The sequence below is a fragment of the Pseudomonas sp. LBUM1659 genome, from assembly GCF_059716045.1.
On the sequence record NZ_CP166797.1, the window covers coordinates 4,785,742 to 4,805,215 of the forward strand.

Genomic DNA, 19,474 nt, shown 5'->3' on the forward strand with positions numbered 1-19,474 from the left:
GTTTCTCTAATCTGTTCAGGCAGAAAGCATTGGCACCGACGTACCAACACACAAGGGGTCTGTTCCCGTCATGGGAAGCCAACCAGGCATCGCTTTATTCCGATCCGCCCGAACCTTGAAGGGCTCAAAACCACGGGGCCGGCGTTTATAGGCGCGAAGTTTGCCATAAACCTTAGGGTTTGGCGCCTTTTGCAAGACGTTTTGGCATACACAATTCCTGTAGGAGCCCGGCTTGCCGGCGAAGGCGCCATCATGGGCGATGCCTGGCTCAAGGGCGCCTTCGCTGCGATGCGGCGACCCGACAAGCCAGCTCCTACAAGGGGCCGTGTTACGGCTCGACCTGGGTCCACTGTTTGTTCAGGCGCTTGTCGGAGATCGGCACCTTGGTCCCCAATTGCTGGGCAAACAGCGAAACCCGGTATTCCTCCAGCCACCAGCGATAGAGCTCCAGCTGCGGATCACGCTTGCCTTCCTGGGCGTGTTTACTGGCGCGGGTCTGATATTGGGTCCAGAGGCCGGACAATTCGCCGCTCCACACCCGATCCCTCTGCACCTGAGCACCGATTTTTTCAAAGCGCTGCTCGACCGCTTTCAGGTAACGCGGTAATTCCTTGAGCCACACCATCGGCGTTTCACGGACAAAACCGGGATAAACCAGGTGACTGAGCTGCTGCTTGATGTCGTTCAGGGCTACGGCTTGCGCCAGGTCGATCTTGCCCTTGAAGCGTTTTTGCAGACCATGCCAGAGCTTGAGGATTTCCAGCGTCAGCTTCGCCAGACGCTCGGCGTGTTCAGTCCAGCCACCGCGCTTGCGCTCGGCCAACGCCGCCAACCCGGCGCCATCACGCGGCAACGGGTCTTCACCCTCGAGAATGCAACTGTCGAGACTGGCCAGCAGAATGTCTTCCACCAGACTATCGATGCGCCCCATGTCGCGGTACATCAGGCCCAGTTCGGTGAGCCCCGGCAACTTGCTGCGCAGGAACTTCGCGGGTTCGGCCAGTTGCTGCATCAACAAACGCTGCAAGGCGCGGCGATGCTGGAACTCGGCTTCAGCCGGCGTCGAGAAACGCCCTTCCTTGACCGTGCCGCCCTCTTCGACCAGCGCCGGGTAGACCGTCATCGACAGCCCGGCGATCTTCTGTTGGGTTTTCTCGGCAACCGCGGCAAAGACTTTCGCTTCCACCGGCTGCTGACTTTTCGCGGATTGTGGTACCGCCAACGCCGCCTGGCTGGCTTGGGCAAAACGCGCGGTCAGTTCGGCCAGATCACGCCCTTCGCCAAGGAACTTGCCCTGGCCGTCGACGATTTCCAGGTTCATGCGCAAATGGCTGTCGACCTGCTGCGACGCTTCCGCCCAGGCTTCATCGCTGACCCGCGCGCCAGTCATGCGCAACAATTCGCGGCCCAGCGCCTGAGGTAAAGAACCCTCGGCAAACGTCATGCGCTGCAACGCCGCTTTGACGAAGTCCGGCACTGGCACGAAATTCTTGCGCAGCGCCTTGGGCAAGTTGCGCACCAGCGCGATGCACTTGGCTTCGATCACACCGGGCACCAGCCATTCCAGACGTTCCGGTGGCAACATCGGCAGCAACGGTGCCGGTACGCGCAAGGTCACACCGTCGCGTGGATGATTGGGTTCGAAGTGATAACTCAGCGCCAGTTCCAGATCGCCGATGTGCAAGGTGTCCGGATAATGCAGGGCAGTGACTTCGCTGGCCTCGCGCGCCAGCACGTCTTCTTCGCGCATGATCAGCAGCTGCGGGTCTTTCTGACTGTTGACCCGGTACCAGCTGTCGAACGTCGCGGTCTGGTGGATCTCCGCCGGCAATCGCGCATCGTAGAAGGCGAACAGGGTTTCTTCGTCGGCCAGAATGTCGCGGCGACGGGCCTTGGCTTCCAGTTCGTCGAGTTGTTCCAGCAGTTGCGCGTTGGCCGTCAGGCATTTGGCCTTGGATTGAATCTCGCCGCGCACCAGCCCTTCACGAATGAAAAACTCACGGGACACCACTGGGTCAATCGGCCCGTAATGCACCGGCCGACGGCCGACCACGATCAGTCCGAACAAGGTGATTTGCTCGAAAGCCACGACCTGACCGCGCTTCTTCTCCCAGTGCGGTTCGAAATGGTTTTTCTTGATCAGGTGCCCGGCCAGCGGCTCGATCCAGTCGGCGTCGATCTTGGCGACCATGCGCGCATAGAGCTTGGTGGTTTCCACCAGTTCGGCGGTCATCAGCCATTGCGGACGCTTTTTGCCCAAACCGGATGACGGGTGAATCCAGAAACGCCGCTGACGGGCGCCCAGGTAATCGCCTTCATCGGTTTTCTGGCCGATCTGACTGAGCAGGCCCGAGAGCACGGCTTTGTGCAGTTTCGGGTAATCCGCCGGCTCTTTGTTGATGCTCAGCTGCATGTCGCGGCAGATCAGGCTCAACTGACGGTGCGAGTCGCGCCATTCGCGCAGTCGCAGGTAATTCAGGAAGTTCTTACGGCACCAATTGCGCAACGGACTGGCCGTCAGCGCCTGGCGTTGTTCTTCAAAGCCGCGCCACAGATTGACCAGCCCGGCGAAGTCCGAGTCCACATCCTTCCATTGCGCGTGCGCCTGATCCGCCGCTTGCTGACGCTCCGGCGGGCGCTCGCGCGGGTCCTGAATCGACATGGCACTGGCGACGATCAGCACTTCCTGCAAGCTGCCGAGTTTCGCCGCTTCCAGCAGCATGCGGCCCATGCGCGGGTCCACCGGCAAGCGCGCCAGATTGCGCCCCAGCGGGGTCAGCTGACTGTTGCGGTCCACTGCCGAGAGTTCTTGCAGCAGGTTGAAACCGTCGCTGATCGCCTTGCCGTCCGGCGGTTCGATAAACGGGAAATCGGTGATCTCGCCGAGGCGCAGGTGCAGCATCTGCAAGATGACGGCGGCGAGGTTGGTCCGCAGGATCTCCGGATCGGTAAATTCCGGACGGCCAATGAAATCGTCTTCGCCATAGAGGCGGATGCAGATACCCGGCTCGACTCGCCCGCAACGACCTTTACGCTGGTTAGCGCTGGCCTGGGAAATCGCTTCGATGGGCAGGCGCTGGACCTTGGCGCGGTAGCTGTAACGGCTGATGCGCGCGGTACCGCTGTCGATCACATAACGAATGCCCGGTACCGTCAGCGAGGTTTCCGCGACGTTTGTTGCCAATACGACTCGACGGCCTGCGTGCGACTGGAAAATCCGCTGCTGCTCCGCCGGCGACAGGCGCGCGTACAACGGCAGGATTTCGGTGTGCTTGAGCTGGGCCTTGCGCAGCATGTCGGCCGCGTCACGAATCTCGCGCTCGCCGGGCAGGAACACCAGCACATCGCCGGGACTTTTGCGCTCGCTGCGTTCGAACGCGGCTATTTCGTCGAGGGTGGCGAGGATCGCCTGGTCCACGGTCAAGTCATCCTCGACGCGGTTGCCCTCTTCGTCCTGCTCCAGGGTCAGCGGGCGATACCAGGTTTCCACCGGGAAAGTGCGGCCGGAGACTTCGACAATCGGCGCATCGTCGAAGTGTTTGGAGAAACGCTCCAGGTCGATGGTTGCCGAGGTGATGATGACTTTCAGGTCCGGGCGACGCGGCAGCAGGGTTTTCAGGTAACCGAGCAGGAAGTCAATGTTCAGGCTGCGTTCGTGGGCTTCGTCGACGATGATCGTGTCGTAGCGTTCGAGGTAGCGGTCGTTCTGGGTTTCCGCCAGCAGGATGCCGTCGGTCATCAGTTTGATCAGGGTGTTGGAATCGCTCTGATCCTCGAACCGCACCTGATAACCGACCAGCGCGCCCAACGGTGTCGCCAGTTCTTCGGCAACGCGGCTGGCCACGCTGCGCGCAGCGATTCGACGGGGCTGGGTGTGGCCGATCAGGCCATGCTGGCCGCGACCGATTTCCAGACAGATCTTCGGCAACTGGGTGGTTTTACCCGAGCCGGTTTCCCCGGCGATGATCAGCACCTGATGCTTGAGCAGCGCTTCCTTGATTTCGTCGCGTTTGGCGGCAATCGGCAAACTGTCGTCGTAGCGAATCACCGGCAGGCTGGCACGCCGCGCCAACACCTGATCACAGGACGCCTGCATCCGCGTCACCCACAGGGCCAGCTTGGCCTCGTCGGGTTTCTTGCGCAGCTCAAGCAACTGCCGCCGCAGCCGGTGGCGGTCGGCGAGCATGGCGTGATCGAGGTTTTTCAGCAGTTTGTCGATGGAGGGCGATTCGTCGGTCATCGGGTACGCAATTCAGTCGTCTAGTGGCGCAGGGAGGCGATTGTCGCAGATTTGGCGGTACAAATGAGTGCGGCGATTTTTCGAACGGCCACTGTTCCCTGTAGGAGCCCGGCTTGCCGGCGATAGCGATCTTACGGACGCCATCGCCGGCAAGCCGGGCTCCTACAGGTTTGTGGTCGCCCAAGCGAGGTTATTCGTTATCGAGGCCTTTACGGCGATACGGGAACACGTCGATCACTTTGCCGGCACGAATCGCCTCCTGAAGGCTTTTCCAGTAATCGGCGTTGTACAACTCGCCATGCAACTGATCAAACAGCCGCCGCTGCCCTGAATCGGCAAACAGAAACGGCGGAAACTCTTCAGGAAACACATCCAGCGGCCCGATCGAATACCAAGGCTCCGACGCCATCTCGTCTTCCGGTGTGCGCGGCTGCGGGATGTGCCGGAAGTTGGCCTCGGTCAGGAAGCAAATCTCGTCATAGTCATAAAACACCACGCGACCGTGCCGGGTGACGCCGAAGTTTTTCAGCAACATGTCGCCGGGAAAGATATTCGCCGCCGCCAATTGCTTGATCGCCAGGCCGTAATCTTCCAGCGCCTCATGCACCTGCGCCTCGTTGGCGTTTTCCAGGTACAGGTTCAACGGCGTCATTCGCCGTTCGGTCCAGCAGTGACGGATCAGCACGGTATCGCCTTCCACCGACACCGTGGACGCCGCCACTTCGAGCAATTCCTCCAGGCACGCCGGGTCGAATTTGCTCAACGGGAAACGGAAATCAGCGAACTCCTGGGTGTCGGCCATGCGCCCGACGCGGTCGACGCTTTTTACCAAGCGGTATTTCTCGATCACGGTAGCGCGGTCGACGTTTTTCGACGGCGAGAAGCGGTCCTTGATGATTTTGAACACGGTGTTGAAACCCGGCAGGGTAAACACGCTCATGACCATGCCGCGCACACCGGGGGCCATGATGAACTGGTCGTCGGTGTTGGCCAGGTGATTGATCAGCGCCCGGTAGAACTCGGACTTGCCGTGTTTGTAGAAACCGATCGAGGTGTACAGCTCAGCGATGTGCTTGCCCGGCAGAATACGCTTGAGGAAACCAATGAACTCCGCCGGTACCGGCACGTCGACCATGAAGTACGAACGGGTGAACGAGAAGATAATCGACACGTCCGCTTCATCGGTTATCAGCGCATCGATCTGAATTCCGCGACCTTCGCGGTGCAGCAGCGGAATCACCAACGGCCACTGTTCGTCGTGGGTGTAAATGCGCCCAACCAGATACGCCCCTTTATTGCGATAAAGCACCGAGGAAAACAGTTCGACGCTTAACTCCGGGTCTTTGCACACCCAGTCCGGCAGGTTCTCGCGCAGTTGTGCTTCGAGGCGGCTCAAGTCACCGGCCAGATCGGCGTAATCCTCGCTGAAGCGGTAGTCGGCAAATATGCTCGCGAGCATGCCGGACAACTGGCCCTGAGGTTTGTACGTGCGGGTTTGTGCAGCGCGGGCCCGGCGCAGGCTCGGGCGGGTGGTGTGGATGAACATGCAGCCGTCGCTGATCAGGTCATGGCTGAACAAACCGCAGAAAATCGAGTTGTACCAGGTCTCGGACAGCTCATCGTCAAAGCGCAGGTCGATCAGCGTGATGTACGCGCTTTTGACCAGCGGCCAGCAACTGACATCCAGCGTGTCGGCGTCAAACGCGATGCGCAGCCGTTCCACCGTTTCGCTGACTTTTTCTTCATAGAGATTGATCCGCGCAGCTGACGCGACTTGCGTCTCCTGCCATTGGGCCTGCTCGAAACGGGCCCGTGCGCCGTCAGTGATCTGACGGAAATGCTCGCGGTAATCGTCAAAGCCGTCGAGGATCATTCGGGCGATATCGGCGGCTGGCCATTGCTGCGGCATGGTGAGACCTCTGCGGGAATTCGTGAGCCCTGAGCTTAGCCAGTGAACCGGGTGCAGGAGAAGCGTAATTTTTCGCTCAGGTTATTTGCCCGTTTTTCGGTTGCCATCGATCAGGCCCTCGGCAACACTCTCGTCCCCATCAAGGAAGGAGAGCACCGTGAGCCCCGTCGATATCGTCCGTTTACTGTCGCTGGCTGCCATTTGGGGTGCGAGCTTTCTGTTCATGCGCATCATCGCCCCAGAGATTGGCACAATCCCCACTGCGTTTTTCCGCGTGTCGATTGCCGCTGCCGGCCTGCTGGTGATTCTCGGGCTGATGCGCATCAGCTGGGATTTCAAAGGCAAACTCAAAACCGTGATGCTCCTCGGGGTGATCAACTCCGGAATTCCGGCGACCCTTTATTCCGTGGCCGCCCAGGTACTGCCGGCCGGGTACTCGGCGATCTTCAACGCCACCACGCCGTTGATGGGCGTGCTGATCGGCGGGTTGTTCTTTCATGAAAGGCTCACCGCCGCCAAGCTCGGCGGGGTCTTCCTCGGATTGTTGGGTGTTGGCGTCCTGACCCGTGCAGGACCGGTCGCATTCGACATGCAACTGCTGATGGGCGCCCTCGCCTGCCTGCTTGCCACGACGTGCTATGGCTTCGCCGGTTTCCTCGCCCGCCGCTGGCTGGATCATGCTGGCGGTCTCGACAGCCGTCTGTCTGCGCTGGGCAGCATGCTGGGGGCGACGTTGTTTCTATTGCCGCTGTTCGGCTACAGCGTGATCAGCCAACCGCCAGCGAGCTGGGGTGGCTGGAATGTCTGGTTGTCGTTGCTGGGCTTGGGGCTGGTGTGTACCGCGCTTGCATACATCATTTACTTCCGTTTGCTCAGCTCGATCGGGCCGGTGAGGTCGATGACCACGACCTTCCTGATCCCGCCGTTCGGGGTGTTGTGGGGGGCGTTGTTGCTGGATGAGCCGTTGTCCATGGCGCATATCTATGGCGGGGTGCTGATTGCAGCGGCGTTGTGGTTGGTGTTGAAGCCCTCGGTGGTAAGGGCTGCGGGGGTGCCTGCCAAGTAATTTTCGGTGAGGCTGATGCCGCCATCGCGGGCAAGCCTTGCTCCTACAGAGTTTATATCTGCCGCGTTTTTTGGACACGGCACCTATCTTGTAGGAGCAAGGCTTGCCCGCGATGGCGTCAGCTCGAACAACTACAAAGCTGACTGACTCACCTCCCCATCCACCAACCGCCGAATCCCCAGCGGATTAGCGTTCTGCAACGCCTCCGGCAGCAGCGCATCCGGGTAATTCTGGAAGCACACCGGCCGCAGGAACCGCTCAATCGCCAGTGTCCCCACCGACGTCCCCCGGGAATCCGACGTCGCTGGGTACGGTCCGCCGTGTACCATCGCCTCGCACACCTCGACCCCGGTCGGGTAACCATTGAGCAAAATCCGCCCGACCTTTTCCTGAAGCATTTCTGCCAGCCAGCGGTATTCCAGCAACTCCTCGGCCTCGCCAATCAACGTCGCTGTCAGTTGCCCGCGCAACCCTTGCAACGCCGCCGCCAACTGAGCCTGGTTCTCGACTTCGACGACGATGGTGGTCGGCCCGAAGACTTCTTCCTGAAGCCGTTCATCACCCTCTAGTAACAGGCTGACATCGGCCTTGAACACCTGCGGCTGCGCCTGATGACCTTGTTGCGGTCTGCCCGCCAGATGCGTCAGCCCCGGATGTTCGTGCAGCTCGCCGAGGCCTCGGTGGTAGCTGACCAGCGTACCGGCGTTGAGCATGGTTTGCGCCGGTTGCTGGTTCGTGCTGGCGCAAAAGGTTTCCAGAAAGGTGCTGAACTGCGGCGAACGCAGGCCAATGACCAGGCCGGGATTGGTACAGAATTGACCACAACCCTGGGTCACCGAACCGGCAAGCTGCGCGGCGATTTGTTCGCCGCGTAGCGCAAGCGCTTCGGGCAACAGGAAGATCGGGTTGATGCTCGACATCTCGGCAAACACCGGAATTGGCTGCGGCCGGGTCGCAGCCATGTGGCTCAGGGCATTGCCGCCCTTGAGCGAACCGGTGAAGCCCACCGCCTGAATCGCCGGGTGCTTGACCAGCCACTCACCCACGCCCCCGCCGTAGATCATGTTGAACACACCCGCCGGCATTTCGGTGCGCTGGGCGGCGCGGATGATCGCGTCCGCCACCCACTCGGCCGTCGCCATGTGTCCGCTGTGAGCCTTGAACACCACCGGGCAACCGGCGGCCAATGCCGACGCGGTATCGCCACCGGCGGTGGAGAACGCGAGCGGAAAGTTACTCGCGCCGAACACCGCAACTGGCCCTAAAGCGATGCGGTACTGACGCAGATCCGGACGTGGCAATGGCTGGCGATCCGGGAGCGCCCGATCAATCCGTGCACCGTAGAAATCACCGCGCCGCAGGACCTTGGCGAACAAGCGCATCTGCCCACTGGTGCGTGCGCACTCGCCCTGAATTCGCCCGGCCGGCAGCGCGGTTTCGCGGCACACCGTGGCGACGAAATCATCGCCGAGGGCATCAATTTCATCGGCGATGGCATCGAGGAACCGTGCGCGTTTTTCCGCGCTCAGGTTGCGGTAGACCGGGCAAGCGGCAGCCGCCGCTTTGGCGGCGGCATCCACTTCGGCTTCAGACGCCTGAAAGAACGTGCCCGGCAGCGGTTCGCCTGTGGTTGCGTCGAGGCTTTGCAGTTGCAGCGTGCCGTTGGCGCTGCGACGACCGCCGATATAGTTGTGTCCAAGTAACGTGGTCATGAGTGATTCCTTGACCGGCCAACAACGCCGGGAATTGAAGACTTAAAGCGCACGCACCTGGCCGATCGCCAACGGTGGTGTGCTTTCGCCGATACCGTTGACCAATGGCGCACCAAACTCATCGAGGCTGATTTGGAAGCGATCGCCCGGCTGGGTTTTCACGCCGTCGGCAAACGACAGCGTGGCGGTGCCGAAGTAGTGCACATGGACATCGCCGGGGCGCAAAAACTGCGTGTATTTGAAGTGGTGGAATTCGAGGTTGGCGAAGCTGTGGCACATGTTGTCTTCGCCGCTGAGAAATTCCTTTTCCCAGATCGTTTCGCCGTTGCGTTTGATCCGACTGGTGCCGACCAGATGCCTGGGCAATTCACCGACGCGCAACTCTGGACCATACGAGCAATAGCGCAGTTTCGAATGCGCCAGGTACAAGTAATTGCGCCGCTCCATCACATGGTCGGAGAACTCGTTGCCCAAGGCATAACCGACGCGATACGGCAGGCCGTCGTCACCAATGACGTAGAGGCCGGTCAACTCCGGTTCTTCACCGGCGTCTTCGGCAAACGGTGGCACCGGAAAATCCGCGCCGGGGCGCACGACGATGCTGCCGTCGCCTTTGTAGAACCATTCCGGTTGCGCGCCGACCTGACTGGCCGCAGGTTTTCCGCCCTCCAGGCCCCACTTGAAAATGCGCATGGTGTCGGTCATGCCAGCTTCGACTGCGCCGTCATGCTGGTGCATTTTGTCCCGCGCCGCCGCGCTGCCCAGATGGGTCAGGCCGGTACCGCTGATCAGGCAATGGGCCGGGTCTTCGTGATCCAACGGCGGCAGGACTTTGCCCTGCTGCAACAGTTGCGCGTAATCCGGGCCTGCCTCGGTGCCGCGTTGTGCGACTTCTTCTTGCAGGCTACGTTGGGCGCGAATCGCCGCGAGGGCCAGTTCACGGGTGCTGCGGGTGCCTTTGAGCACCTGCACCTGTGCCCCTTCGACGAGGCCGACCTGGCGCTCACCGGCAGTGTTTTCAAATTGAATCAGACGCATGACGGCCTCCAGAAAGTCGGGGATGGCGCCACCCGAAAGCGACGCCTCAAGGTCACTCGATGATGTTGAAGTCGCTCAAATACTCATCGGAGATTTCCAGGCCCAGGCCTGGCGTGTTGTCGTCGAGCTGGATGTAGCCGTTGACTGGCTGCGGCTCGCCCTTGAACACGTAATAGAAGAGTTCGTTGCCGACCTCGACGTCGAACACCGGGAAGAACTCGGCCATCGGCGAGGCGGTGGTGGACATGGTCAGGTGGTAGTTGTGCATCTGCCCGGCGTGAGGGATCACCGGCACCGACCAGGCTTCGGCCATGGCGTTGATCTTGCGGGCGGCGGTGATGCCGCCCACGCGGTTGGTGTCGTACTGGATCACGTCGACGGCGCGGCGTTCCAGCAGGTCTTTGAAGCCGTAGGAGGTGAACTCATGCTCGCCGCCGGAGATCGGCATGATCCCCATTTTTTTCAGTTCGATGTAACCCTCGATGTCATCGGCGATCACCGGTTCTTCCAGCCAGCGCGGCTCGAACTCGGCGAGTTTGGGCAACATGCGCCGCGCATATTCCAGGGTCCAGCCCATGTAGCATTCGAGCATGATGTCGATGTCGGGGCCGGCCAGATTACGCAGCGCGCGCACTTGTTCGATGTTCTTGCGCATACCCGCCGGGCCGTCTTTCGGGCCGTAGCCGAAACGCATTTTCAGCGCGGTGAAACCCTGGTTCAGGTAACCCTGGGCTTCTTCGAGGAACAGATCGAGGTTGTCATTGGCGTAGAGTTTAGAGGCGTAGGTCCAGATCTTTTCCTTGGTCCGCCCGCCGAGCAGTTTGAACACCGGCTTGTTCACCGCTTTGCCCATGATGTCCCAGATGGCGATGTCGATGGCCGAGATCGCCGCCATGCCGATGCCTTTACGGCCCCAGGCGTGACTCTGGCGGTACATCTTCTGCCAGATGTATTCGTTGTCGAACGGGTCTTCGCCTATCGCAATCGGTGCCAGGTAGGTGTCGATGATTTCCTTGGCCACACGCGGCGCCAGAGCGCAGTTACCGATGCCGACCAGACCGGTGTCGGTCTCGACTTCCACCACCAGCCAGCCGTGAAAACGGAACGAGCCCATGGCGTCGCCGCGCTCGAACAGGATGTCGCTGGCGTTGGTGCAGAAGTGTGCTTGAGGCGGAACGACTTTGCCTTTCCACTCAAAAACGCGGGTACGGATTGCTTTGATTTTCATGAATACAGTTCCTTGCGCTGCCGGCTTCTTGTAGTTGTTAAGTCGCTGCGCAGAGCCGCTCGGGCGGCGGGTTCCGGGCATTCGATGGAGCGACTTTAGCCAGCGCTTGGGGGGGGCGGATAATCACTTATGCGTATCCGGCGATAACCTGAGGTGATCGCATCAATGGATTTTTGCCTGGATGGGGTTATCAGGCGCAACACAAACCAAATGTGCGAGCCTGCTCGCGATAAGGCCAATACAGACAACCAGGATGTCAGGATCCGAGACAAATCCCGGATCGAGTAGGAGGCGGATTCACATCCGCCGTCCTCTCACACCACCGTACATACGGTTCCGTATACGGCGGTTCAGGCTATGCGGTTAAGCCGGTTTATCGTATCCAGTATCGAGACCAGCCCGAGTCGATCCCACAGCTTCTTCGGTAGCGCCTGATTCATATGTGGCGCTCCCGAGTTCCACCATGGGCCTCGGCCATTGACTGCCGATTTCCACGCCCGTGCCTCACCGAGTCCCAAACGTATCAAGTTGCGCGCCCTCGTAGAGGGCCGCTTCCATTGACGCCATACGACACAGCGAAGCTTGTGACGCACCCAACCGTCAATTTCCTCAAGCGGCCGCTTGCTCTGACTGAGTTTGAAGTATCCTGCCCAGCCACGCAGTACGGGGTTTATCCGCTCGATGACAGTCGCCATTTTGCAGCCCCGAGCATGACGTAACAGCATTCTCAATCGGTCGCGCAAGCGACCTAGACTCATCGTCGCCACTCTTAGTCTCGGCTGTTGATGCCAGCTCATCCCATAGCCTAAGTAATCACAGGCCCAAGGCCGTGCCACACGGCTCTTTTCCCGGTTCAACGTCAGTTTCAGGCGCTGGCTCAGGAAACGCTCGACGCCGGCCATCACTCGTTCGCCGGCACGGCGACTGCGCACATAAATGTTCGCGTCATCGGCATAACGCACGAAGCGATGGCCCCGTCGTTCCAGCTCACGGTCGAGTTCGTTGAGCAGGATGTTCGACAGCAACGGCGAGAGCGGGCCGCCTTGCGGCGTCCCTTCCTGCCGTCGACTGACGAGTCCACCTGACATCGTTCCCGCTTCGAGGTAACGACGGATCAGCGTGAGTACACGCCTGTCTTCGATTTGACGCGCCACGTAGGCCATCAGGACATCGTGGTTGACCCGATCAAAGAACTTCTCCAGATCAAGTTCCACGCACCAACGGTGACCCGCCGCCACATGGGCGCGGGCTGTTTCGATGGCTTGGTGAGCGCTTCTGCCCGGACGAAAACCGTAGCTGTGGTTCGAGAACAGCGGGTCGAAGATCGGCGTGAGCTGTTGCAGCAGAGCTTGTTGGATCAGGCGATCCACGACACCGGGAATGCCCAACTGCCTTGTGCCACCTTTGGGTTTGGGGATGTCGACGGCGCGCACACCTTGCGGGTGATACTCGCCGGCCAGCAACCGAGCCTTAAGGATCGGCCAATACTGTTTCACGTAACCTGACAAATGCTCGACCGTCATGCCATCGGCACCCGGCGCGCCCTTGTTGCTGACTACGCGTTGATACGCACGCTTGAGGTTGGCGGGTGCAAGCACCCGCGCCATCAGCGTGTCCGGCTCCGCTTTCGTCCACGTCACAGACGCCGTCGATACCTGTGCGCTGTCAGCCGTCATCCTCGGATTCTGTCCGGGACTCGGAGTAACAGTCTTCTCTGGGAGAAATTTCTGCATTTCGGTATTCAACGAGACTTCGACGCCTACTGGCGGCATAACCTGTTCGGCCCTTGGTGGCGTGGTCATTCGCCACTTACTACGGCTTCAGCTGACTTCTGCACGTTCATCCCGTCGCCTCTCGACGCTCGGTAGCACACTGGCAAACGTGCAGATCTCCCAGGGTAATTCGCGCGACCTTCCTGCTTATGCCTGTCGGATCTACGTCACAGCGTTCCGTGCAAGTATTGGGCTTTAACGGTTTGGGCCGTCTTACCCCGCTGCGCCGCCTCTATCCGCTTCCTGTTCGTCAGGCCAGCACTTTGCCTCGGGCTTCCTTCAGATTCGCAGTCACCCACGACACCCTTGCCTCTGGCTAACACTTCCCCTTGCCGGGTGTGTAGAGGACTTTCACCTCCAAGTCACCAGCGTGGCCACCACAGCCAAGCTGATTGCGCTTGCGCGCAACGCGCCATGCCTGGCGCACCCATAAAAAAACCCCTCTTTCGAGGGGCCTTTTAAGGAGCGCTATCAGGCATCAAGCCATCTGAATGATGGTCTGCATGATGGTGCTCTGGGTGGAGATAGTCTTGGCGTTCGCCTGGTAGTTGCTCTGCGCCTTGATCAAATCAACCAGTTCGTTGGTCAGGTTGACGTTGGACTCTTCCAGCGAGTTGGACACAACCGAACCCAGCGTACCGGTTTTCGGTGCATCGACGCCGGCCACGCCCGAGGAGAAGGTTTCTTTCCAGCGTGTACCCCCGATTGGCTGCAAGCCTTGTTCGTTGGCGAAGCTGGCCACGGCTACCTGGCCGATGGCCTTGGTCTGCCCGTTGCTGAAGTTGGCGGTCATGACACCGCTTTCATCGATGGTCAGGCTGGAAATCTGGCCAGTGGCATAGCCGTCCTGGTACTGCGCAGTACGTGCGGTTGGCGAAGCGTACGAAGTGGTTTTACCCATTTCGAACGCAACACCGCCAGCAGCGGCGTCCGAGCCGTTCAGGGCCCAGGTTGGCGGGTTGGTATCAGCGTCAACCAACACACCCGGCTTCCAGTCTGTCATGGTCAGCGTGGTACCGTTCAGCGTCCATCCCGTGGCTGGAGGTGGAGGGGTCGTCAGCGTATTGATGCTGCCATCCGGATTGAAGGTGATGTCAGCTATCATCGGCTCCGGTGGGTTTTCCGTCGGGTCGCTTGGGCTACGGCCGTCCATGTAGGTGTAAACAGTCCAGGAGTTGGCCCCAGGATTTTTTACGTAGTACTGGTCCATCGAGTGCTTGTTACCCTGCGTGTCGAACACAGGGGTGGAAATGGTTTTGTTGTAGCTGTTGGTGTCTTTGACGTTGAACGGCGTCACGGTTGGCAGTGCGTCCGAGGAGTTCAGGTTCATCGTCTGATCGACACGAGTGGTCGCATGCGGTGTCAGGTTCGACGTATCGATTTTCAAGTCGGTCAGCACGCCGTTGATGATCTTGCCGTTGGCGTCTACGCCATAACCCTGCAAACGGTTGCCGTTGTTATCGACCACATAATTTTCGGCGTCAGTGTTGAACGCGCCGGCACGGGTGTAGCTCAGCGAACCGTTGTCGCTGAGGATGAAGAAACCGTTGCCCTGGATACCCATGTCCAACACCTGGCCGGTGTTGGTCACGTCGCCCTGGCCAAACTGCTGGGAAACGTTGGCCAGGCGCACGCCGTTGCCGACGGTCTTGCTGCCGGTGCCCAGGCGGGTGGCCGAGTACACGTCTTCGAACTCTGCACGGGAGGATTTGAAACCGGTGGTCGCGACGTTGGCGATGTTGTTGCCGGTTACGTCCAGTTGTTTGTTGGCAGCATAGAGACCGCTAAGGCCGATATTGAAAGACATATTCCACTCCTTTGTGCCGTGTTAGTCGGCTCTATATACCGATGGTTTGTACTTTGGACAGGGCAATACTGCCCAGGCCGGCCAGGTTCAGCATCAACTCACCGCCGGTCTGGCTGATGGTCACGCTGTTGACGGTTGCCGGCAGGTAAGTCACCAGCGAAGTCGCCTGGCTGTCGTAAGTCGCGGTGGCGGCGAACTTGTACGTTCCGGCCGCGGCCACTTCGCCCGCATCGTTCTTGCCGTCCCAGATGAAACTGGCGTTGCCGGCTGGCTGGCTGCCCAGGTCGATGGTGCGAACGACTTTGCCATCGGCATCGGTGATCTTGACCGTCACCGGGTCCGTCGATGCCGGCACGACCGCCGTACCGTTGAAACTCTTGGAGGTATCAACCACTGCGGTGTCGGTCTGGGCGATAACCGAGCGGCCGACCAGCGAAGAGGCTTGCAACGCTTGCGACGAGTTGTAATTGCCGGCAATGCCGCTGACCGTATCGTTCAGCGTGGTGATGCCTTCCAGACTGCTGAACTGCGCCAACTGAGCCACGAACGCGCCGTTGTCCTGCGGTTCAAGCGGGTTCTGGTTCTTCAGCTGGGTCACCAGCAATTGCAGGAACGCGTCTTTGCCCAACTCTTTTTTACCAGCCACACTGCCGGTCGCTGAAGCCAGACCATCATTGCTGGTCGTGTTGGTCTTGACCGAAGAGTTGGCCAAAACATCCTTGATGCTCACGCCACTGGTGGTATCGGTAACACTCATCTGAGTCGCCCCTTATCACTGACCGAGGGTCAGGACCTTCTGCATCATGGTTTTGGCGGTGTTCATCATTTCGGCGTTGGTCTGGAACGAACGGCTCGCGGAAATCATGTCGGCCATTTCTTCGACGACGTTGACGTTCGGGTAGTAGACGTAACCCTTGGCATCGGCAGCCGGATGGTTCGGCTCGTAGCGCGCTTCAAGGTTGCTCTGGTCTTCGACCACGCCCAGTACTTGCACGCCTTGACCGGCAGCGTCCTGGCTCTGAAACAGCGAATCACTGCCGCCGTTCTGGCCGCCCTGGAACATGGTGGCGAACACCGGGTGACGGGCGCGATAGGTCTGGTCGATGCTCGACGAAACGGTTTCGGCGTTGGCGATGTTCGAGGCCACGGTGTTCAAGCGAGTGGTTTGGGCGCTCATGCCGCTACCGGCAATGTTGAAAACACTGGACAGGGACATGACTTACTCTCCGCGCAGGGCTGATACCAGCCCTTTGAATTTGCTGTTAAGCAGGGTGAAGCTGGCCTGGAAGCCGACGGCGTTTTCCGCGTAATTCGACTGTTCCAGTTGGGCGTCCACGGTGTTCTGGTCGATCGACGGTTGCATCGGCGTGCGATACAGCAGCGACTCGTCGCCATTACCCAGGCCTTCAGCTTCGATATGACGGCTGTTGGTCATGTTCAAGGCAAAAGTACCGCTCTTGGTTTTCTCGTTCTGTGCAGCGAGCACTTTCGAGAAGTCCAGATCCCGAGCCTTGTAGTTCGGGGTGTCGGCGTTGGCGATGTTGTTGGCCAGGACTTCGGCACGCTGAGCGCGGAAGCCCAGAGCTTGTTCGTGGATACCGAGCGCTTTATCGAAGCTGATGCTCATGTCGGGAAACCTTCGGGTGACCTGATTTTTCGTAACAGAGACATAGCAAGCGGCGTGCCAAATAAAAAAAGGCCATAAACCGGGGCTTTGCAGGCTGTGACAAGGGCGGCAATGCCAGAAAAGCGGCAAACGGTTTCCGCTGGATGCCGCTTTTCTGCCGCTTTCCCACAGGCAACACATTGGATAGATGTGATGCCGGAAATATTGCAGGCAAAAAAACGGGAATCCCTGAGGACTCCCGTTTTTTGGTGACGCCAACAAATCACTTCGCCTGGTAAATAATCCCCGGGCTGCACTGGACCATCTGGTAATGATCCGGCAAACCGTTCAGCGCTTCGGACGCGCCGAGGAACAAATAGCCACCTGGCTTGAGCGTGCTGTGAATGCGCAACAGGATGTCTTTTTTCACCTCGGCGGAGAAGTAGATCAGCACGTTGCGGCAGAACACGATGTCGAATTTGCCCAGAGCGGCGTAGCTGTCCAGCAGGTTGAACGAGCGAAACTCCACCCGGCTCTTGATCGGCGCCTTGATCGCCCAGCGCCCCGGCCCTTTCGGGTCGAAGTAACGCTGAAGGCGCTCAGGCGACAGACCACGGCCAATCGCCAGGCTGTCGTACTCGCCGGTCTTGCAGTTGGTCAGCATGGTGCCGGACAGATCGGTGGCCACAATCTGCACGCCCATCTTCAATTGGCCCAGGTTGACGCGTTCGAACTCATCGATGGACATCGACAGCGAATACGGTTCCTGACCCGACGAACAGGCCGCCGACCAGATCCGCAAGCGCTGACCGGGTGCGGCCTTGATGGCTTCCGGCAACACCTTGTTCTTCAACACTTCGAAGGGATAGGTGTCACGAAACCACAACGTTTCGTTGGTGGTCATGGCATCCACCACCATCTCGCGCAAACCGCTGCGTGGCTGGGTCTGAATACGCTGGACCAGCTCACCCAGCGACTTGATGCCCTGCTGTTCCATCAGTTTGTTGAGACGGCTCGAGACCAGGTACTGCTTGTTTTCACCGAGCAAAATGCCACAGGCTTTTTCCAGGAAGACCCGGAACTGTTCGAAATCCAAATTACCCGTAGACAAAGATGCCGCCTCTTAAATCGTGTGAACCACCAGGGGCAGAAGGCCCCTAGCTGATGTCTGCTGCTTTGATCCGGTCGACTACCCGGGATGCCAGGTCATCAGGACGGAACTTGGCAAGGAAGTCATCGGCACCGACTTTCTTGACCATCGCCTGATTGAAAACCCCCGACAACGAAGTATGCAGGATGATATGAAGCTTTTGCATGCGTGGGTCGTTGCGGATCTCGGCCGTCAGCGTGTACCCGTCCATCTCCGGCATCTCGATGTCGGAAATCATCATGAGGAACTCTTCTTCCGGCTTTTTCCCTTCGTCGACCAGCTTGCGCAGGTAATCCAGCGCTTGCTTGCCGTCGTTCAACGCCACCACTTCAACGCCGACAGTTTGCAGGCAACGAGACACTTGCTTGCGCGCCACCGACGAGTCATCGACCGTCAAGACCTTCAAGGACAAGGCCTTGTGCTGGGTTTCGACATCGACCACACCGACCGAAATCGCTTCCGGTGTCGGCGCTACTTCCGCCAGCACTTTTTCGACGTCGATGATTTCGACCAGCTGATTGTCGACCCGCGTCACAGCCGTCAGGTAATGATCGCGCCCCGTGCCCTTGGGTGGCGGATGAATCTCCTCCCAGTTCATGTTGACGATGCGCTCCACCGAGCGCACCAGGAACCCCTGGGTCTTGGTGTTGTACTCCGTGATGATCACGAACGGATTGCTTTGATCTTTCAACGCGCCGGAGCCGGTCGCCATCGCCAGATCAAGAATCGGAATGGTCGCCCCCCGGATACTTGCCACACCGCACACGACAGGACTGGATTTGGGCATCAGCGTGAGTTTGGGGCATTGCAGCACTTCCCGAACCTTGAACACGTTGATCCCATAAAGCTGCTGGCCGTCGAGACGGAACAACAACAGCTCAAGGCGATTCTGCCCTACCAGTTGCGTGCGCTGGTTTACCGCATCCATTACACCAGCCATGCACCGACTCCTACACAACGCTTGAGTGTGTTGCGACGCGCTGTCATCACAAAACGGCACGGCGCTTGCTTTTTAACGCTTATGAACACAGAACCGACATTTTTTCGACGCCTGACATCAATCGCTCGCCAATGGCTTTGCGCGATATCGGCCGTCTGCCTGTTCAACGCTGGCAGCCCTGCCCTTGCTGACGCAGTTACCTTGCCTGACATGCTTATCGGCGTCACTCAGGGCTTTCTTGAGTTCACAGTCGAAGACTATTTGGCGACCAGCCAAACCGAAGGTCGCTATGAGATTCAGGTCAATCAGCTCGATCCGCGTCTGCGCATGCCCTTGTGCGACAAGGAATTGACAGCCACTTTAGAGAGTCCGGCGACCCCGATTGGGCGGGTCACGGTCAAGGTCCGTTGCGACAGCACCGCGCCCTGGACTGTCTTCGTACCCGCTCAAGTCCGCCTGTTTCGCGACGTCGTCACCACCACTCGGCCGCTCAAGCGAGCCGGCTTTATCGAGCCGGGTGACGTGGTGCTGCGCGAACGAGACATCAGCCTGATCAGCCAGGGTTATTTCACCTCCACGGATCAGGCGATCGGACAGAAACTGACCCGACCAACGGTCACCGATCAGGTCCTGACACAGGTCCATCTCGAACAGGCCGAAGTCATCACCAAGGGCGACCAGGTGGTGATTACCGCCCGCAGTGGTACGCTCAGCGTGCGCATGCCGGGCGAAGCCCTGTCGAATGGCGGCTTGCGTGAACAGATTCGGGTGAAAAACCTCAACTCCCAACGGGTCATCAAGGCGCAGGTCATCGCGCCGGGCCAGGTGGAAGTGGCCATGTAGGGATCTCTGCGGGTGAAATATGGCGCTGACCGTGCCTGTTCTCTAAACTGTGCCGCACGCAGGAAATGCGCTGGCTCATGCACGCTCATTGATAAATGGGCCTAAAGTTTTTGCAGGGAGAGCCGAAAACATGGCAAGCGTCCAAATTCCCAGAGGTTTTTTA

Annotated in this window: 14 protein-coding genes; 2 read left to right on the forward strand and 12 right to left on the reverse strand. The window is 59.4% G+C overall.

Annotation, left to right across the window (positions count from 1 at the left end; translation table 11 throughout):
• Positions 1-328: 328 nt before the first annotated feature.
• Positions 329-4,240 carry an ATP-dependent RNA helicase HrpA gene (hrpA, locus tag ACA048_RS21690; RefSeq protein WP_497626216.1) on the reverse strand — a complete coding sequence of 1,304 codons (3,912 nt, stop codon included), beginning with the start codon at positions 4,238-4,240 and terminating at the stop codon, positions 329-331.
• A 190-nt stretch (positions 4,241-4,430) separates the two neighbouring features.
• Positions 4,431-6,149, reverse strand: coding sequence for a bifunctional isocitrate dehydrogenase kinase/phosphatase (aceK, locus tag ACA048_RS21695; protein ID WP_497626217.1), 1,719 nt, complete (start codon positions 6,147-6,149; stop codon positions 4,431-4,433).
• A 157-nt stretch (positions 6,150-6,306) separates the two neighbouring features.
• On the opposite strand from aceK, the gene ACA048_RS21700 reads away from it, so the two are divergent.
• Positions 6,307-7,215 (forward strand): DMT family transporter, encoded by a 909-nt coding sequence (locus ACA048_RS21700; RefSeq protein ID WP_497626218.1) that lies wholly within the window; start codon positions 6,307-6,309, stop codon positions 7,213-7,215.
• Between the two features lie 131 nt (positions 7,216-7,346).
• On the opposite strand, the gene ACA048_RS21705 is transcribed toward ACA048_RS21700, so the two are convergent.
• The 10 genes from ACA048_RS21705 to ACA048_RS21750 all read right to left on the reverse strand — a co-directional run bounded on the left by ACA048_RS21705 (position 7,347) and on the right by ACA048_RS21750 (position 18,468).
• Positions 7,347-8,927 carry an aldehyde dehydrogenase (NADP(+)) gene (locus ACA048_RS21705; RefSeq protein WP_497626219.1) on the reverse strand — a complete coding sequence of 527 codons (1,581 nt, stop codon included), beginning with the start codon at positions 8,925-8,927 and terminating at the stop codon, positions 7,347-7,349.
• Positions 8,928-8,969: 42 nt separating this feature from the next.
• On the reverse strand, positions 8,970-9,965 hold the full coding sequence (gene araD1, locus ACA048_RS21710; RefSeq protein WP_497626220.1) for an AraD1 family protein: 996 nt from the start codon (positions 9,963-9,965) through the stop codon (positions 8,970-8,972).
• A 52-nt stretch (positions 9,966-10,017) separates the two neighbouring features.
• Positions 10,018-11,193: an L-rhamnonate dehydratase gene (locus ACA048_RS21715; protein WP_007943924.1), complete on the reverse strand. Its 1,176-nt coding sequence runs from the start codon at positions 11,191-11,193 to the stop codon at positions 10,018-10,020.
• 350 nt (positions 11,194-11,543) lie between these two features.
• Entirely contained in the window at positions 11,544-12,965 is a 1,422-nt protein-coding gene (ltrA, locus tag ACA048_RS21720) for a group II intron reverse transcriptase/maturase (protein ID WP_497626221.1), read from the reverse strand.
• Between the two features lie 478 nt (positions 12,966-13,443).
• Positions 13,444-14,772, reverse strand: coding sequence for a flagellar hook protein FlgE (gene flgE / locus ACA048_RS21725; protein ID WP_497626222.1), 1,329 nt, complete (start codon positions 14,770-14,772; stop codon positions 13,444-13,446).
• 31 nt (positions 14,773-14,803) lie between these two features.
• Positions 14,804-15,529, reverse strand: a complete 726-nt coding sequence (flgD, locus tag ACA048_RS21730; protein WP_497626223.1) for a flagellar hook assembly protein FlgD — start codon at positions 15,527-15,529, stop codon at positions 14,804-14,806.
• A gap of 15 nt (positions 15,530-15,544) precedes the next feature.
• Positions 15,545-15,988, reverse strand: a complete 444-nt coding sequence (gene flgC / locus ACA048_RS21735; RefSeq protein WP_123432836.1) for a flagellar basal body rod protein FlgC — start codon at positions 15,986-15,988, stop codon at positions 15,545-15,547.
• 3 nt (positions 15,989-15,991) lie between these two features.
• Positions 15,992-16,399, reverse strand: coding sequence for a flagellar basal body rod protein FlgB (gene flgB / locus ACA048_RS21740; protein WP_223516188.1), 408 nt, complete (start codon positions 16,397-16,399; stop codon positions 15,992-15,994).
• 262 nt (positions 16,400-16,661) lie between these two features.
• A complete protein-coding gene (cheR, locus tag ACA048_RS21745; RefSeq protein ID WP_045061805.1) occupies positions 16,662-17,489 on the reverse strand; it encodes a protein-glutamate O-methyltransferase CheR in 828 nt (275 codons plus the stop codon).
• A 46-nt stretch (positions 17,490-17,535) separates the two neighbouring features.
• Positions 17,536-18,468 carry a chemotaxis protein CheV gene (locus ACA048_RS21750; protein ID WP_497626224.1) on the reverse strand — a complete coding sequence of 311 codons (933 nt, stop codon included), beginning with the start codon at positions 18,466-18,468 and terminating at the stop codon, positions 17,536-17,538.
• An 81-nt stretch (positions 18,469-18,549) separates the two neighbouring features.
• On the opposite strand from ACA048_RS21750, the gene flgA reads away from it, so the two are divergent.
• A complete protein-coding gene (gene flgA / locus ACA048_RS21755) occupies positions 18,550-19,311 on the forward strand; it encodes a flagellar basal body P-ring formation chaperone FlgA (RefSeq protein ID WP_497626225.1) in 762 nt (253 codons plus the stop codon).
• Positions 19,312-19,474 lie beyond the last annotated feature (163 nt).

What these genes read in the sequence shown, in the direction of transcription:
- hrpA (WP_497626216.1), bottom strand. Translation starts at nt 4,240, where the DNA reads ATGACCGACGAATCGCCCTCCATCGACAAACTGCTGAAAAACCTCGAT.
- aceK (WP_497626217.1), bottom strand. Translation starts at nt 6,149, where the DNA reads ATGCCGCAGCAATGGCCAGCCGCCGATATCGCCCGAATGATCCTCGAC.
- ACA048_RS21705 (WP_497626219.1), bottom strand. Translation starts at nt 8,927, where the DNA reads ATGACCACGTTACTTGGACACAACTATATCGGCGGTCGTCGCAGCGCC.
- araD1 (WP_497626220.1), bottom strand. Translation starts at nt 9,965, where the DNA reads ATGCGTCTGATTCAATTTGAAAACACTGCCGGTGAGCGCCAGGTCGGC.
- ACA048_RS21715 (WP_007943924.1), bottom strand. Translation starts at nt 11,193, where the DNA reads ATGAAAATCAAAGCAATCCGTACCCGCGTTTTTGAGTGGAAAGGCAAA.
- ltrA (WP_497626221.1), bottom strand. Translation starts at nt 12,965, where the DNA reads ATGCCGCCAGTAGGCGTCGAAGTCTCGTTGAATACCGAAATGCAGAAA.
- flgE (WP_497626222.1), bottom strand. Translation starts at nt 14,772, where the DNA reads ATGTCTTTCAATATCGGCCTTAGCGGTCTCTATGCTGCCAACAAACAA.
- flgD (WP_497626223.1), bottom strand. Translation starts at nt 15,529, where the DNA reads ATGAGTGTTACCGATACCACCAGTGGCGTGAGCATCAAGGATGTTTTG.
- flgC (WP_123432836.1), bottom strand. Translation starts at nt 15,988, where the DNA reads ATGTCCCTGTCCAGTGTTTTCAACATTGCCGGTAGCGGCATGAGCGCC.
- flgB (WP_223516188.1), bottom strand. Translation starts at nt 16,399, where the DNA reads ATGAGCATCAGCTTCGATAAAGCGCTCGGTATCCACGAACAAGCTCTG.
- ACA048_RS21750 (WP_497626224.1), bottom strand. Translation starts at nt 18,468, where the DNA reads ATGGCTGGTGTAATGGATGCGGTAAACCAGCGCACGCAACTGGTAGGG.
- flgA (WP_497626225.1), top strand. Translation starts at nt 18,550, where the DNA reads ATGAACACAGAACCGACATTTTTTCGACGCCTGACATCAATCGCTCGC.